Source organism: Marinomonas sp. 15G6-16, from assembly GCF_055809555.1.
This window is the reverse complement of sequence record NZ_CM147916.1, coordinates 1,837,234-1,853,183: the sequence shown is the minus strand read 5'-3', so window position 1 is coordinate 1,853,183 and position 15,950 is coordinate 1,837,234. Positions and strand designations below refer to the sequence as shown.

The following is a 15,950-nucleotide window of genomic DNA, read 5'->3' as shown; positions in this document are numbered from 1 at the left end:
GCCATTATTCATCAATAAAATTTCCCATTTTTCTTCACGGGAATTCGAGTACTTTCATTAGGATTACCAAAACCTATGCCGGACGTTATTCCAGCCGACTCTGTTGGTATTGTTAAACCACAAATTGCGCAGTTCGACACGCCTTTAACGTTGTCTTGTGGTCAAACACTGTCATCTTATCAACTCATTTATGAGACTTATGGCACGTTAAATGAAACCGCTTCAAATGCTGTGCTTATCTGCCACGCATTGAGCGGAGATCATCACGCGGCGGGTTATCATGCAATGACGGATAAAAAGCCTGGCTGGTGGGATTCTGCAATTGGGCCTGGAAAAGCAATCGACACAAATCACTTCTTCGTCATTTCATTGAATAACCTTGGCGGTTGTTGCGGATCAACTGGCCCGACCAGTATAAACCCGGCAACAGGCGAACGCTGGGAAGCTAGCTTTCCTATGGTCACAGTGGAAGATTGGGTTGAAAGCCAAGCTCGTTTAGCGGATAAACTCGGTATTCAAACATTTGCTGCTATCGTCGGCGGTAGCCTTGGCGGCATGCAAGCGCTTGAGTGGAGCATTCGTTTTCCTGAGCGCATAAAAGCCGCCATTATTATTGCCTCGGCACCAAAGCTATCAACGCAAAACATCGCCTTTAACGAAGTGGCGAGACAATCCATTCGACGCGATCCTGATTTCTTCGACGGCAATTACCTAGAGAATCAAACCGTGCCGACCAATGGTCTTGGGTTAGCGCGCATGCTGGGGCACATTACCTATTTGTCAGACGATGCAATGGGTGAAAAGTTTGGCCGCCAAATGCGTCATGACACTTACCAGTATCATTATGGCATCGAATTCGAAGTGGAGAGTTATTTACGTTACCAAGGCGAAGCTTTTACCAAACGCTTTGATGCCAACACTTACATGCTGATGACCAAGGCGCTGGACTACTTCGATCCAGCCGCCAAAACCAATAACGACTTATCCGCGGTATTAAGCAAAGCGCAATGCGAGTTTTTATTCGTGTCTTTCACAACAGATTGGCGCTTTTCGCCTGAACGCAGTGAGGAAATGGTCAACGCTCTGGTGAAAGCTGGAAAGCAAGTATCCTATGCAAAAATAGAAGCGACGGAAGGTCACGACGCCTTCCTGTTCCCTATTCCGCGTTACATGAGCGTGTTAAATACTTTCCTAACTCGCATCGCGAATGGCTTAACAACGGAGACTTCTGATGCGCTCTGATTTAGAAATCATCGATGAATGGGTACAACCTAATATACGCGTTTTGGACCTTGCTTGTGGCCCAGGCGAATTACTTCACCATTTGATGTCGAACAAGCAAGTCAGCGGTTATGGGCTAGAAATAGAGCCAAACGATTTAAACACCTGTATCGAAAAAGGCATTCCTGTTTTAGAGCAGAACATAGACGAAGGTTTGCAGAACTTTGAAGACCAAAGTTTTGACTTGGTGATTATGACACACGCCTTACAACAGTTTCGTCGTCCTGACTTATTGATTGATGAAATGCTGCGGATTGGTAAAGAATGCATCATTACCTTTCCAAACTTTGGTCATTGGCGTAACCGTGTTCACCTTGCTTTAAAAGGCCGCATGCCTGTGTCTGAATTCTTGCCATACAACTGGTATGACACGCCAAACATTCACTTTTTCACCTTCCAAGACTTCGAACTCTTGTGTCGCGAAAAAGACATCAAAATATTGCGTTGGGCGGCGGTCGATGGTCATTTAAAAGATCATTGGTGGATTCGCTCCATGCCAAACCTATTCAGTGAAACGGCGATTTTTCATATCAGTCGCTGATGAAAACAACACCTACTAAAGCCAGCCACAAGCTGGCTTTCTGTTAGCTTATCCAGAGGAAAACACGATGAATAAAACCATCGTTCTTGCCAGTAACAATGCCGGCAAAATAAAAGAATTTAATGCGTTGCTGAGCGACATGAACATTGAGGTTAAACCACAAAGTGAGTTTAACGTGGAAGAAGCCGAAGAAAACGGTCTTAGCTTCATTGAAAACGCCATTTTAAAAGCCCGTAATGCCTGCGCTCAAACAGGTTTACCCGCATTGGCTGATGATTCAGGCATTGAAGTCGATTACCTGAATGGCGCGCCGGGAATTTACTCCGCTCGCTTTGCTGGCGAACATGGTAACAACCAAGCCAACAATGATCTCTTGTTAGAAAAGCTAGATGGCGTTTTTGAGTTAGATCGCACAGCACGTTTCCATTGCGTTTTGGCTTACATGCGCCATAAAGACGACCCAACGCCTTTGGTGTTTCATGGAACATGGGAAGGCCGTATTCTGGAATCCAGCGAAGGCCAAGAAGGCTTTGGTTATGATCCTATTTTCTATGTTCCCGAGTGCGGCTGCAGCGCAGCAAGCCTTCCGAAAGAAGTCAAAAACCAAATTAGCCACCGTGGAAAAGCATTGCAACAATTGCTTAATGCCTTTCAACAAGGCAACTTGCTGTGAGCACTCAATTACCACCGCTTAGTTTATACATTCACTTACCTTGGTGCGTGCGAAAGTGCCCTTATTGCGACTTCAATTCGCACCAAGCAGATCGTTTCTCAGAAGATGGCAAGCTGCCCGAAGAAGCCTATTTGAATCAGCTACTGGCTGATCTTGAAGTGGATTTGCCTTACGTTGCAGGTCGACCAATACAAACGGCTTTTATTGGCGGCGGCACGCCAAGTTTAATGAGCGAAGATTTTTACTATCGCCTAATGGATGCCTTGCGCGAAAAACTTACTTGGGTTGATAACGCTGAAATTACCATGGAGGCGAATCCGGGAACCTTTGAGCAAGAAAAATTCAGCCACTTTCGTAAAGCTGGCATTAATCGACTGTCTATTGGTATCCAAAGTTTTCAGCCAAACCTGTTGAAAACCCTAGGAAGAATCCACAACCGAGACGAAGCTATTCACGCTGTGGATAAGTCCAGAGCCGCTGGATTCGATAATATCAACATTGATTTGATGCACGGTTTGCCCGAACAAAGCCAAGCAATGGCGATGGAAGATTTAGCCATCGCCATCGATTTAAACCCTGAACATCTTTCTTGGTATCAGCTCACCATAGAACCCAACACAGAATTCTATCGTCGTCCGCCAGCCTTGCCTGAAGACAACACCTTGTGGGAAATCCAAGACGCAGGACAATCTCTGCTGACGCAACATGGTTATGCGCAATATGAAGTATCTGCGAATTCGAAACTAGGCTGTCGAGCGTCACACAATTTGAATTACTGGCGCTTTGGCGATTACATTGGCATTGGCGCAGGCGCTCATGGAAAAATCACGTTAGTTAATGGTCAAATATTTCGAACTCGAAAGACTCGACACCCAAATCATTACCTCAACAATTTACCAGAAGCGTTAGTCATTAAAGAAGAAATAGCCAAGGAAGATTTACCGCTTGAGTTTATGATGAACCGCTTACGCTTGTTCGAAACCTTTGATCTTAAAGATTATGAGCGTTTCACCTATCAAACTCTGCCAGATTCATTGATTAGAGCCTGCAATACCGCCATTAAACAAGGTTTGTTAGACGCTGAAGAATGGAAAAAACATCGAGTAAAAACCACCGAAAAAGGAAAATTATTCCTTAACGAATTGCTCGAACTCTTCCTCCCTTAGTTCCGTCACTTTGTTTACTATGATTTGACATCTAACTAAATTACTGTACCCTTTGCAACTTCATAAAAAAGGCCTCATAGATGGCCTTTTTTCGTTCCATTGCTAACCACATTGAAAATACGAAATTTATCTACTCGTTTTACTTACGACTGAAACCTATAACAATTTATTGTGTTCACGACACACGTTTGAGCTATTCAAAGCAGCTGAAACAGACCGACACAGGTCGTATTAAGAACAATCTAATGATGAGAGTTCTTTTAGGATGACGTAACGAGATGGCATAACGATGTACGAATGCCAGTTTGTATTAATCAGTTTGGAACATGGTTTAGCAACATTTTACTCATTCAGGAGAATACTTATGAGCACGAAAGTGCCTGACAATGGTCGGGAAGAATACAACACGGCTTACAAGGTAGGACAAGACAACGTTCAGTTTCTTGGCCTAGACGTACTGAACCCTGTATTCAGTACCAGTGCCGTTATCATTTTTGCTTTTATCCTCGGAAGCATCTTATTTCCTACTGACGCAAGCGCACTTCTATCCGGTGCCAAAAGCTGGTCTATCAATAACTTTGACTGGTTTTTCATGGTATCTGGCAACATTTTTGTGTTGTTCTGCTTAGCGTTAATCGCCCTTCCGCTTGGTAAAATCCGCCTTGGTGGAACACAAGCAACCGCTGAACACTCGACCATCACTTGGTTCTCAATGCTTTTTGCTGCCGGCATGGGCATTGGCTTGATGTTTTGGAGTGTTGCAGAACCTGTAGCGTATTACACAGGCTGGTACGGTACGCCGTTCGAGGTCATGAAAAACACGCCTGAAGCCAAAGACTTAGCCATGGGCGCAACCATGTTCCATTGGGGTCTTCACCCTTGGGCTATTTATGCGGTTGTTGGTCTTTCTCTTGCCTTCTTCGCTTACAACAAAGGTTTGCCGCTAACGATTCGTTCTGCGTTCTACCCTTTATTAGGTGAAAAAGTCTGGGGCAAAATCGGTCACTTGATCGACATTATCTCTGTTATCGCGACTATTTTTGGTTTGGCGACATCACTTGGTTTTGGCGCTCAGCAAGCAACCAGTGGTCTGAACTTCTTATTCGGTATTCCAAATACACTAACAACGCAAATCCTTGTTATTTGTGCTGTAACAGCCGTTGCCATTGTTTCGGTTGCTCGTGGCTTGGAAGGCGGTGTTAAGCTGCTGTCTAACGTCAACATGATCATTGCTGCGGTATTGGCTTTGTTTATCGTGATCGTTGGTAACACAGGTGCGATTTTCGCTGCGATGGGTTCTTTCTTCCTTGGTTACATTGAAAACATCATTCCACTAAGTAACTGGATTGGTCGTGAAGACGAAACCTTCTACCACGGTTGGACTGTGTTCTACTGGGCTTGGTGGATTTCCTGGTCACCATTCGTCGGCATGTTTATCGCACGTGTTTCTCGCGGTCGTACAGTACGTGAGTTCGTTGTGGCTGTTTTACTTGTACCAACAGCAGTTTCATTGGTTTGGATGTCTATCTTCGGCGGTTCCGCATTGGATCAAGTTGAAAATGGTGTAGGCGCTTTGGCAAACGGCATCAGTGATTCTTCACTAGCTATGTTCCAAATGTTTGCGAGCTTGCCATTAACCTCTTTGACTTCTTTCGTGGGCATTGTGCTTGTATTGGTGTTCTTCGTTACCTCTTCTGACTCTGGTTCTTTGGTTATCGACGGTATTACAGCCGGTGGTAAAACAGATGCGCCAATGATCCAGCGCGTGTTCTGGGCGGTTCTTGAAGGTGTTATCGCCATTGCCTTGTTGATTGGCGGTGGTTCTGAAGCACTTGGCGCTATTCAGGCTGCAGCAATCACAATCGGCCTACCTTTCACTTTGCTTATGCTCATCATGTGCATCAGTTTGTGGAAAGGCTTACGCAGCGACATACATCTTTATAAATAATCCAATTTAATAAAGATCAATGTCACTTAAAACAATGCGAGTGAGGGTTTAACCTTCCCTCGCATTGTTTTTTCTAAGTAAGTATTTTATTATCAGCGCCCTCTTAGGGGAGTAATCTTCTTTGCTTTTTGCAAAGATCCTTTGTCAACATAATCGAGCCTCAAGCTCGTGGCAAAGAAGTCCTGATTCTATATTTTTTGAACAGTCAGGATTGATGAGACTTAAGACAGTAACTTGGCTCAGGTGGGCACAGGTCTATTGTCTTTTGTTTATGCCCACCTAGGATTTTTTATATGGATGCGTTACTCACTTCTATTTCTACCGTTGCTCTTGCTGAGATGGGCGATAAAACCCAACTTCTAGCACTCTTCCTCGCAACACGCTTCTCATCAAAAATGTCGATTGCTCTAGGTATTTTGGTAGCAACACTGCTTAACCATGCAATTTCTGCTTGGCTTGGTGTGGAAATCAGTCATTGGTTGCCAATGAGCGCAGTGAGTTGGGTGGTTGGCATCAGCTTTATCGCCGTCGGTTTGTGGTTACTCATTCCCGATAAAGACGACAGCGAAGACAGCAAGATGCTGAAATACGGCGCATTCGGTGCAAGTTTTATACTGTTTTTCCTCGCCGAAATTGGCGATAAAACTCAAATAGCGACGGTTTTATTAGGCGCTCACTATGGTAGTGTTTGGATGGTACTCATTGGCTCTACCGTAGGAATGATGCTAGCCAATGTACCTGTGGTATTTGCTGGTCGCTGGATAATGGATTGCATCAACGCAAAGCGCACTCGTCAGTTGGCTTGCCTGCTTTTCCTCATCATGGGCGTTGCGACTATTGTATCCCCATTGCTCAACTCATAAGGCTTTTTGATGGACGTCGAATTAACCGAAATACTCGAAGCACTTTGTCAGCACGCACCGTTTAATGACATCGCAGATGACCCACAACTGCATGATATGGTTAAAGAAATTGAAATCCAGTATCTGCGAGCTGGGGAATACATCATTGCCCCTGATACATTGAACGACACGCTGTTTTTTATTCGCAGTGGTGCAATAGAAAATCTCAGCAAAGAGCAAAAGCTTATTCGACGCATGAACGAAGGCGAACTTTTTGGCTACGCTTCCATCTTACGTGGCGGAAAGTCATCGCAATCAATGCGCACCATAGAAGACAGCCTGCTGTATCGCATTCCGGCCCGCTGGTTCCTTAAGTTCTACGAAGAAAATGACAACTTTTCTGACTTTTTTGAACTTGAACGTCAGGCTCGTTTGCGTCTTGCCATGGATTCCCAAAGCTCAGACATTTCACTCATGACTTGCCCTGTGGTTAGCCTGCTAAGACGCCCACCCATCAGTATTCAAATGGATTCTGATATTCGCATGGCCGCGCAAACCATGTCTGAACATCGCGTCTCTAGCTTATTAATCACAGACAATGACGAGCTAATAGGCATTGTTACGGACCGAGATTTGCGCACCAGAGCCGTTGCTCAAGGCTTGGCTTACGAAACACCTGTTTCCGCCATTATGACCCGTGCCCCAATTGTCATGGACAGCCGAGATTATGCCTCCGAAGCTGTCCTGAAAATGATGGAAAGAAACGTCCATCACATTCCTATTATGAAAAACGGCCGCCCGATTGGCGTGGTCAGCACTGGCGATATTGTTCAAAAAGAAAGCCATGGCAGCGTGTATTTGATCAGCGATATTTTTAAGCAAAACAGCATCGAAAGCTTACGCGCCATCAGTCAAAAGATGTCTCACACTTTCACCCAACTCGTCCTTGCCGATGCCAATACTCAAATGATTGGCAACGCCATGTCGCATATTGGTACGGCCTTTGTGAAACGACTCTTGCAGCTTGGCGAAGAAAAGTTTGGTCCAGCGCCCGTTCCTTATTGCTTCGTGGCTTTGGGTTCCCAAGCGAGAGAAGAACAAACCATCAACACAGACCAAGACAACGCGCTTATTCTCAGCGACAAATACGACAAAGAGCTGCACGGTGAGTACTTCGAGAATCTAAGCGACTGGGTGTGCCAGAATTTAGACAAATGCGGATACACCCTTTGTACGGGAGACATCATGGCGTCTAACCCTCGCTGGCGTCAGCCTTTATCCGTGTGGAAAGATAATTTCAGCGACTGGATACAAAACCCAAAAGCAGAAGCTTTGTTGCGCCTGTCGATTTTCTTCGACTTACGAGGAATTTACGGCGACAAAACGCTGGCCAAACAGCTGAATCAACATATTCGAAAAGAAGCTCAACAGCATTCTGGCTTTTTAACCTTCATGGCTCGTAACGCCAATCAAAGAAAACCCCCTTTGGGATTTTTTAGACAATTTGTTCTAGACGGCGAAGGCAAGCAATCGCGGACTTTTAACCTAAAAGAAAGAGGCATCGCCCCGATTATCGACATTGTTCGTGTACACGCACTTGCCTGTGGCAGTGACAAGCTGAACACCTTAGAACGCATAGAAGACATCGAAGCCGCTGGTTTACTTCCCGATGGCCGAGCAAAAGATCTGGCATTAGCGCTGGAAATGATCGGCATGGTACGAATCAAAAACCAAAAAGACCAAATCGAAGCGGGCGACAAACCAAATAATCACGTTAACCCAGAAAACCTGTCCTCTTTTGAAAAACGCCACTTAAGAGACGCGTTCAACATTGTTACCCGACAGCAAGAATTTATTAAATTCCGCTATGCAGGGAAGCGCAGCTAAATGGCTTTTTTAAAAAGAAACCACCAGCCGAAATCCAAGACTGGCAAAGTCTGTTTGCAGAGTGGGCAGAAGAAGCGCCGGAAGGCCCTTTGAAACGCTATTATCAAGCTGGCATGATTCCCTCAAATACCAAGCTAGAAGACACGCCATTGCTCGCATTGGATTTGGAAACGACTGGTTTGGATTCAGAAAAAGACGAGATTATCAGTTTGGGATTAATTCCCTTAAGCAGCAAAACCATTCGCTGTAAGGGCGCACAATATTGGATGGCCAAACCAGAACATTCGCTGCATGCGGAATCCGTCACCATTCATGAAATTACCGACACAGAATTGGAGCAAGCGCCGCCACTGAAAGCCATACTGGATGAAATTTTAGAAGCCATGACCAAACAGGTTGTGGTGGTACATTGTGTGTCGATTGAACGCCAGTTCCTTCTAAAAGCCGCCATGAAAATATACGGTTATCCGCTTTATTTTCCAGTACTAGACACGATGGGAATTGAACACCAAGTCATCCATAAACCTTGGTGGCAGCGCTTTGGAAAACAACCTTCATTGCGTTTAGATGCCTGCCGTCAGCGTTATCGCTTGCCTCGTTACAAAGCGCATCACGCATTAACTGACGCTTTGTCATCTGCGGAGTTACTGCAGGCTCAAATCGCTTATCATCTCGACCCAAGCGCCGATATATCCGATTATTGGGTATAAAAAAAGCCAACCACTGCTTGATCACAATGATTGGCTTGTTCATGCGCCGAATCTTAAAAACGACTTAATTGTGCTTCCGCTTCTGCCAATGATGGCAAAGATGGGTACGCGCCAAGTTTGGTGACAGCATCTGCGCCACATGCGGCCGCGAAGCGCACGATATCAATCAAAGCTTGATTCGATAACGCAGCCAAAGAAGCTTGGTCACCGCCTTGTGCCGCCAGTTTGTAAAGCAAACCACCAACAAATGCATCGCCTGCAGCCGTTGTGTCTTTCACTTCTACTTTTGGTGTGACAACTGTGTTTTCGCCCTGCTCTGCCGTGTAGAAACGAATCGAGTTACCACCGTCAGTTAAGACAAACAATGTCACGCCCGCCGCCAATGATTGGTCAATAAGAGCAAATGGGTCTTCCGCCAACACTTCCAATTCTTCTAAGCTGGCTTTGACAACATCACCACTTTGCATCCAATCGATAACACGTTGAGTGTCTACTTGGCCATTTGGCCAAAGGTTGGTGCGAAGGTTTACATCGACACTCACAATCCAATTCGCCGCGCGCGCCATACGAACACCAGCCAACGTAGCTTTAGTGATGTCAGCGTCTGTCAATGTGTTCGAGCAAGTGTGGAAAACACCTTGGCCTTGAGTGAACCAAGCGTCGTTAAAGTCTTCTTCACGGAATAGAATATCGGCAGAAGGGCTGCGGTAGAATTCGAAGCTACGCTCACCCGTTTGATCCAAACTAACAAACGCCAAAGCGGTTTTGGCTTCTGTTGTCATCAGCATGTTGTCAGTATTCACACCGTAGCTGTCTAAAGATGTTTTCAAAAAGTGACCAAAGGCGTCATCGCCTACTTGCCCAACAAAATGGCTGTTACCGCCTAAACGTGCCACAGCAACGGCGACATTGGCTGGTGCGCCACCAGGAAACTTCGTAAAAGATTCAAGCTCTCCGGCCTGAGTCGCGCCATTAGATAGGAAATCGATTAAGGCTTCGCCAAATGCCATCACTTTTGTTGTCATTGTTTTGCTCTCTGTTTGGTACACAGCCGCATGCCGTGCAAGTATAAATAAGGTTAGGCTAAAAATTATGCAGGGCAAGAGATATTAAATCAATTTAATTTATTTAAAGTTTTGTGTCTTTTTAAAGCCATGAGCCACTTTTTCGTAATGCAAACTATATAGAGGCATGTGGTTCACCCTCAGTTTCTTTATTGCTAGACTCAAAGACACATAATAATTAAAACTTTTTGAGAAAACGTATGACCCAATCCAAATGCATCTATGTTGTGGACGATGACGATGAGATTCGCTCTCTGCTCAAGACTTATCTAGAGAAACATCAATTCACAGTATTCACAGCCGATTCAGGCGAAGCGTTTTTAGAGAATTTCAAAGCGTCGCAGCAGATTGATCTGGTTATCCTAGACATCATGCTTCCGGGGCAAGATGGCTTTTCTGTATGTCATTCGCTGCGCACACAATCTCAAGTTCCTGTGATTATGCTGACAGCAAATTCCGATGAAACCGATCGTATTATTGGTTTGGAAATTGGCGCAGACGATTACCTTGCCAAGCCTTTTAACCCTCGCGAATTATTGGCCAGAATCAAAGCCATTCTCAGACGTATGGAACACACAGAAGTCATTGAAGCCCCTTCTGTTGCCCATCGCTTTTATCATTTCGCTCAATTCACCTTAGACACGATTTCCAGAGAATTACACATAGGCGATGAAAAAGAGTCCTTGTCGGGCGCGGATTACAACTTGCTCATGTTGTTTTTAAGCCATCCGGGAGAAGTGCTGACACGAGAACACATCGCGGAAAATACCCGAGGAAGAGACAGCGCCCCGCTCGACCGTTTTATTGATGTTCATGTCAGCCGACTGCGTCAGCGTTTACGAGAAGACGCGCGCCACCCGCAATTGATTAAAACCGTTCGTGGCCAAGGTTATATTTTAACGTCTGATGTTGAAGCCATTAACCATGTCAGCTAACGGGCCAGAAAGCCAAATTTCGCGCATAAAGCGCTGGTCGCAGTCATTAACTGGGCAGCTTCTCATCATCATGGCGTTAGGTGTGGCCAGCGCGCAATTCATCAGCTCCACCATTTGGTTACGCCAATTAGAATCCGACACTGAAGAAAATGTCCGAGAAGTGTCCAAGCACATGGCGTTTCGTATCGCAGCAACCGTCAGTTACTTCAAATCCTTACCAACCAACTATCGTCATATTGTCATTGATCAGCTGCAAGACATGGGCGGAACTCGCTTCTTTGTTACTTTAAACAAAGAAGAAATCTTGATTAATCAGATTCCAGATTCACCACTTAAAGACATTGTGAAAAACGAAGTGCAATCTACCTTAATCAAACAACTTGGTATTCAAAATGCGCAAATCGCCTTTTCGAGCCCAAGTGATTTGCACGTTATCAACAATCACACTCGCCTTGCGGATTTACCTGAACGATGGGGACATCACAGTTTATTGGTCAAACCGCTTACACCGCCGATTATTGTGATTCAAATTCCCATCAATGAAACGGATTGGCTGTATCTTGCCAGCTTAATGCCCGACCCTTATTTCCTCGATGGCACGTCTGCCCTGAGTGGCGAACGCCTGTTTTCCATGGCCATGTCTGTCATCACAGTGTTGTTGCTAAGCATTCTGATTTTGCGCCGCGTCACTCGTCCATTAGCGTCCTTGGCTCGTGCGGCTGAGCGTTTTGGACAAGGCGATTCCGAACCCATCCAAGAAGTCGGCAGCGTGGAAGTGCGTAATACTGCAAAAGCCTTTAATGACATGCAGCGACGTATTCAGCGTTATTTAAACGACCGAGAAAGGTTGTTTGCGTCCATTTCCCACGATCTCAAAACACCTATCACACGCTTACACCTGCGAGCTGAAATGCTCGACGACGATACCGTCCGAGAAGCCATGATTCGTGATTTAGAAGATTTGGACATGCTGGTAAAAGGGGCGCTACAAAGCGTAAAAGAAACGGATATTCATGAAAATCGTATCGAAGTGAATATTTCGAGAATGCTGAAAGACATGCAATATGCGGTCAATATTAACGGCGAAAGGCTTACCGTTATTGGCGAATTGGAACACAGCTTTATCGGCAAACCTCTGGCGATTAAACGCTGCTTAGGCAATCTCGTGGACAATGCCTTGTATTACGGCAAAACCGCCACGGTCTTCATTGAAGATAACGAAGATGAAGTCTGTATCCGAATTTGTGACCAAGGCCCCGGCATTCCGAGCGACAAGATAGATAAGGTTTTCCAGCCTTATACGCGCCTCACACCCGATCATTCCGGCCATCCTGGCGGCATGGGATTAGGGTTGAGCATCGCACGCAACATTGCTCGCGCTCACGGCGGCGAAGTAACCCTAAGCAATCATCCTCAGCAAGGTTTAGAAGCCACAATTAAACTGCCTCGCCATTAAGCTTTGTTGTGAAGTCTTGCATTAATACAGCCAATGCAAGACTTCGTTACATTAGGTTGCTCTACTTTACCCCGTACCAATCAATCCTTTGCTAAATTCTGTAACTCGACTGTATGCTTATGTTGATATTCAACTTGCTGCATCGAAATGATTAACGCAACGTCAATGCACTCTATGTCATTGGCTAGACGACATAACAATAAAAAAGGTCACTATCATGAAAAAAATTGCTTTCGGTTTAAGCGCTGTTGCTCTTTCTATCGCTGCGTCAACAAGTCACGCAGGTGAAGTAGAAGTTCTACATTGGTGGACATCTGGTGGTGAAGCCGCTGCGATCAATGTACTTAAAGAAGAAATGGTGGAAGCTGGTCACACTTGGAAAGACTTCGCAGTCGCAGGTGGTGGCGGTGAATCCGCAATGACAGTTCTTAAATCCCGCGCCATTGCTGGCAACCCTCCTTCTGCTGCTCAAATTAAAGGCCCAACTATTCAAGAGTGGGGCGACCTCGGTTTCCTAACCAATCTTGATGATGTCGCTAAAGCAAGCCAATGGGATCAAGTATTGCCTCGTGTTGTCAGCGACACCATGAAATACGACGGTCATTATGTTGCTGCGCCTGTAAACGTTCACCGCGTAAACTGGATGTGGGCAAACCCTGAAGTCTTCCGCAAATCTGGCGCGTCTATCCCAACCTCTTGGGAACAATTCATCGTTGAAGCAAAGAAAATCAAAGCCGCTGGTTTCACTCCGCTGGCTCACGGTGGCCAAGCTTGGCAAGACGCGACGCTTTTTGAAGCCATTGCGCTTTCCAAAGGTTCTAAGTTCTATAGCGATGCTTTCATTGATTTGACAGAAGACACCTTACGCAGCAAAGACATGATCAATGTGTTTGATACCTTCAAGCAAATGCGTGAATTCGTTGACCCAGGCTTCTCTGGCCGTGATTGGAACATTGCAACCTCTATGGTTATCAATGGTGATGCCGCCATCCAAATCATGGGCGATTGGGCGAAAGGTGAATTTACGGCTGCAGGTAAAAAAGCAGGCATAGATTACGTTTGTTACCCAGCACCAGGCACCAGCGATGCCTTCACCTTTAACATCGACTCACTGGCTATGTTTCAGGTTGATGGAAAAGAAAAGCAAGCCGCTCAAAAAGACCTTGCTCGTTTGATTCTTGAACCTAAGTTCCAAGAAACCTTCAACTTGAACAAAGGCTCTATCCCGACTCGCTTGAACATGCCTCGCGATAAGTTCGATACTTGCGCTCATTCAGCAATGGATTCTTTCTTAGCAAGCTCTGCGACTGGCAACTTGGTGCCAAGTATGGCGCACGGCATGGCTGTGAACTCTATGGTTCAAGGCGCCATCTTTGACGTTGTAACGAACTTCTTCAACGATGAGTCCATGACATCTGAAGAAGCCGTAGACAAGCTAGCTCGCGCAATTAAAGCAAGCATGTAGCTCGAAACCTGCAACATTAGTTTGCAGTAAGCTCATGAGGCTGGCCCTCTCGCCAGCCTCCTCGTTTCTCCCTGTAGTGAAGCATCGATTATGAATAGTAAAGCCACCCATTCTGAGCCAAATCAGACTAGGTCAGGACGCCCTGCGCGCCTAAGCTTAGCGGACTGGATGCCGAAAATTGTCATGGCGCCGACGGTGATCATCACCTTGGTCTGCATGTACGGTTATATGATTTGGACCGCCATTCTTTCTTTCACCAACTCTCGTATGTTGCCGTCTTATAAATTCGTCGGTTTCGATCAATACGAGCGTTTATTCAACAACGACCGCTGGATAGTGGCACTGACCAATCTGGGTGTCTTCGGCAGTTTGTTTATTATCATTTGTTTGTTTCTTGGCGTTGTATTAGCCATTTTTCTCGATCAAAAAATTCGTGCCGAAGGTGCTATCCGAACCATTTACCTTTACCCAATGGCGATTTCCTTCATCGTGACAGGTACGGCATGGAAGTGGCTATTAAACCCAACCAATGGCATCGAAAAAATGATGGTGGATTTGGGCTTCGAAGATTTCAAATTTAACTGGCTTGCCGATCCCGACATGGTGGTTTACTGCTTGGTTATCGCAGCGGTTTGGCAAGCGTCAGGCTTTGTCATGGCGCTATTCCTTGCGGGATTACGCGGTGTGGATGGCGACTTAATTAAAGCCGCTCACCTTGATGGTGCGAGTACTTTCACTACCTATCGCCGAATTATTTTACCCTCGCTGAAACCTGTCTTCTTCAGTGCTTTGGTGATTCTGTCGCACATTGCCATTAAGAGTTTCGACTTGGTTGCTGCGCTCACCAATGGCGGCCCAGGTTACTCGTCTGATTTGCCAGCTAACTTCATGTATGCGCACACCTTTACTCGCAGCCAAGTGGGCTTAGGCTCGGCCTCGGCAATGGTGATGCTCGGATGTGTATTAGCGATATTGATTCCTTATTTGTACTCAGAATTACGAGGTGAACGCCATGAGTAAGGTTAATTCTGTGAATATAAAACCTATTGGCCGCAAAACATCGGCTCTGGATAAAGTATTACGTGTCGCCTTGTACACAGTATTAATCACGGTGGCGGCTTTCTATCTCGTACCTTTTATCGTCATGTTAATCACTTCGTTAAAAGACGTGGAAGAAATTCGAACTAGCACCTTACTTTCCTTGCCAAGTTCCTTGAATTTCGACTCTTGGGTAAAAGCTTGGTCTGGCGCTTGTACTGGCAGTAGCTGCGGCGGTATTTCTCCTTATTTTTTGAACTCGTTCCAAATCGTTATTCCAGCAGTATTGATTTCAACCTTGCTGGGCGCGATCAATGGTTACGTGATTTCCCTGTGGAAATTCCGTGGTAGCGACTTGTTCTTTGCTGCTTTGTTGATTGGTTGCTTCATTCCTTTCCAAGTAATTTTGCTACCAATGGCGCGCACATTGGGTTGGTTAGGCATTGCGAATACAACAACCGGTTTGGTGTTTGTGCATGTGGTTTACGGTGTGGCTTTTACCACCCTGTTCTTCCGTAACTTTTATCAATCCATTCCAGGGGAATTAGTAAAAGCTGCTCGTCTTGATGGCGCAGGCTTCTTCACGATTTTCTATCGCATTATTTTGCCTGTCTCGACACCGATTATTGTCGTTACTGTGATTTGGCAGTTCACGCAAATTTGGAACGACTTTCTATTTGGCGTGGCTTTCTCAGGGTTTGAAACTCAGCCGGTTACCGTCGCGTTGAATAACTTGGTGAACACTAGCTTTGGTGGCAAGGAATATAACGTGGACATGGCCGCTGCCATTATCGCCGCACTGCCCACCTTGCTCGTTTACATCTTTGCAGGAAAGTACTTTGTCCGTGGCTTAACAGCAGGCGCAGTGAAAGGTTAATTCCACCAACGAATAAGAATAATAAGCGCTTACGCCTTTTCGCTTTCACAGCGTAAGCCAAAGACAA

14 protein-coding genes and 1 riboswitch are annotated in these 15,950 nt (G+C 45.6%); of the genes, 13 read left to right on the top strand and 1 reads right to left on the bottom strand.

The window, feature by feature from the left end:
* The first annotated feature begins 75 nt into the window (after window positions 1–75).
* The 8 genes from metX (at window position 76) to AC0L46_RS08895 (ending at window position 9,048) form a co-directional block, all read left to right on the top strand.
* Complete coding sequence (metX, locus tag AC0L46_RS08930) at window positions 76–1,242, top strand: homoserine O-succinyltransferase MetX (RefSeq protein ID WP_473503039.1); 1,167 nt, start codon at window positions 76–78, stop codon at window positions 1,240–1,242.
* Window positions 1,232–1,822 carry a methionine biosynthesis protein MetW gene (gene metW, locus AC0L46_RS08925; RefSeq protein ID WP_414682185.1) on the top strand — a complete coding sequence of 197 codons (591 nt, stop codon included), beginning with the start codon at window positions 1,232–1,234 and terminating at the stop codon, window positions 1,820–1,822. The genes metX and metW overlap by 11 nt, the downstream gene beginning before the upstream one ends.
* Window positions 1,823–1,889: 67 nt before the next feature.
* The gene (locus AC0L46_RS08920; RefSeq protein WP_317005450.1) at window positions 1,890–2,495 is read left to right on the top strand and encodes an XTP/dITP diphosphatase; all 606 of its coding nucleotides are present in this window, start codon (window positions 1,890–1,892) and stop codon (window positions 2,493–2,495) included.
* On the top strand, window positions 2,492–3,661 hold the full coding sequence (hemW, locus tag AC0L46_RS08915) for a radical SAM family heme chaperone HemW (RefSeq protein ID WP_473503037.1): 1,170 nt from the start codon (window positions 2,492–2,494) through the stop codon (window positions 3,659–3,661). Before AC0L46_RS08920 ends, hemW begins: the two co-directional genes overlap by 4 nt.
* A gap of 364 nt (window positions 3,662–4,025) precedes the next feature.
* On the top strand, window positions 4,026–5,609 hold the full coding sequence (locus tag AC0L46_RS08910; RefSeq protein WP_473503035.1) for a BCCT family transporter: 1,584 nt from the start codon (window positions 4,026–4,028) through the stop codon (window positions 5,607–5,609).
* 92 nt (window positions 5,610–5,701) lie between these two features.
* Window positions 5,702–5,822: riboswitch (yybP-ykoY riboswitch) on the top strand.
* Window positions 5,823–5,902: 80 nt separating this feature from the next.
* On the top strand, window positions 5,903–6,472 hold the full coding sequence (locus AC0L46_RS08905; RefSeq protein WP_414682182.1) for a TMEM165/GDT1 family protein: 570 nt from the start codon (window positions 5,903–5,905) through the stop codon (window positions 6,470–6,472).
* Window positions 6,473–6,481: 9 nt separating this feature from the next.
* Complete coding sequence (locus AC0L46_RS08900; protein WP_473503033.1) at window positions 6,482–8,338, top strand: DUF294 nucleotidyltransferase-like domain-containing protein; 1,857 nt, start codon at window positions 6,482–6,484, stop codon at window positions 8,336–8,338.
* Window positions 8,311–9,048, top strand: a complete 738-nt coding sequence (locus AC0L46_RS08895; RefSeq protein ID WP_473507127.1) for a 3'-5' exonuclease — start codon at window positions 8,311–8,313, stop codon at window positions 9,046–9,048. Before AC0L46_RS08900 ends, AC0L46_RS08895 begins: the two co-directional genes overlap by 28 nt.
* 53 nt (window positions 9,049–9,101) lie before the next feature.
* Here AC0L46_RS08895 and AC0L46_RS08890 read toward each other — a convergent pair whose 3' ends face one another.
* Window positions 9,102–10,073, bottom strand: a complete 972-nt coding sequence (locus AC0L46_RS08890) for a carbohydrate kinase family protein (RefSeq protein WP_414682179.1) — start codon at window positions 10,071–10,073, stop codon at window positions 9,102–9,104.
* A 239-nt stretch (window positions 10,074–10,312) separates the two neighbouring features.
* Here AC0L46_RS08890 and AC0L46_RS08885 point away from each other — a divergent pair, with 239 nt between their 5' ends.
* The 5 genes from AC0L46_RS08885 (at window position 10,313) to AC0L46_RS08865 (ending at window position 15,883) form a co-directional block, all read left to right on the top strand.
* Window positions 10,313–11,047, top strand: a complete 735-nt coding sequence (locus tag AC0L46_RS08885) for a response regulator (protein WP_317005465.1) — start codon at window positions 10,313–10,315, stop codon at window positions 11,045–11,047.
* Window positions 11,037–12,503 (top strand): ATP-binding protein, encoded by a 1,467-nt coding sequence (locus tag AC0L46_RS08880; RefSeq protein ID WP_414682178.1) that lies wholly within the window; start codon window positions 11,037–11,039, stop codon window positions 12,501–12,503. The genes AC0L46_RS08885 and AC0L46_RS08880 overlap by 11 nt, the downstream gene beginning before the upstream one ends.
* A gap of 217 nt (window positions 12,504–12,720) precedes the next feature.
* Complete coding sequence (locus tag AC0L46_RS08875) at window positions 12,721–13,968, top strand: ABC transporter substrate-binding protein (RefSeq protein WP_473503031.1); 1,248 nt, start codon at window positions 12,721–12,723, stop codon at window positions 13,966–13,968.
* 90 nt (window positions 13,969–14,058) lie between these two features.
* On the top strand, window positions 14,059–14,988 hold the full coding sequence (locus AC0L46_RS08870) for a carbohydrate ABC transporter permease (protein ID WP_473503029.1): 930 nt from the start codon (window positions 14,059–14,061) through the stop codon (window positions 14,986–14,988).
* Window positions 14,981–15,883, top strand: coding sequence for a carbohydrate ABC transporter permease (locus tag AC0L46_RS08865; protein ID WP_473503027.1), 903 nt, complete (start codon window positions 14,981–14,983; stop codon window positions 15,881–15,883). Before AC0L46_RS08870 ends, AC0L46_RS08865 begins: the two co-directional genes overlap by 8 nt.
* The last annotated feature ends 67 nt before the right edge of the window (window positions 15,884–15,950 follow it).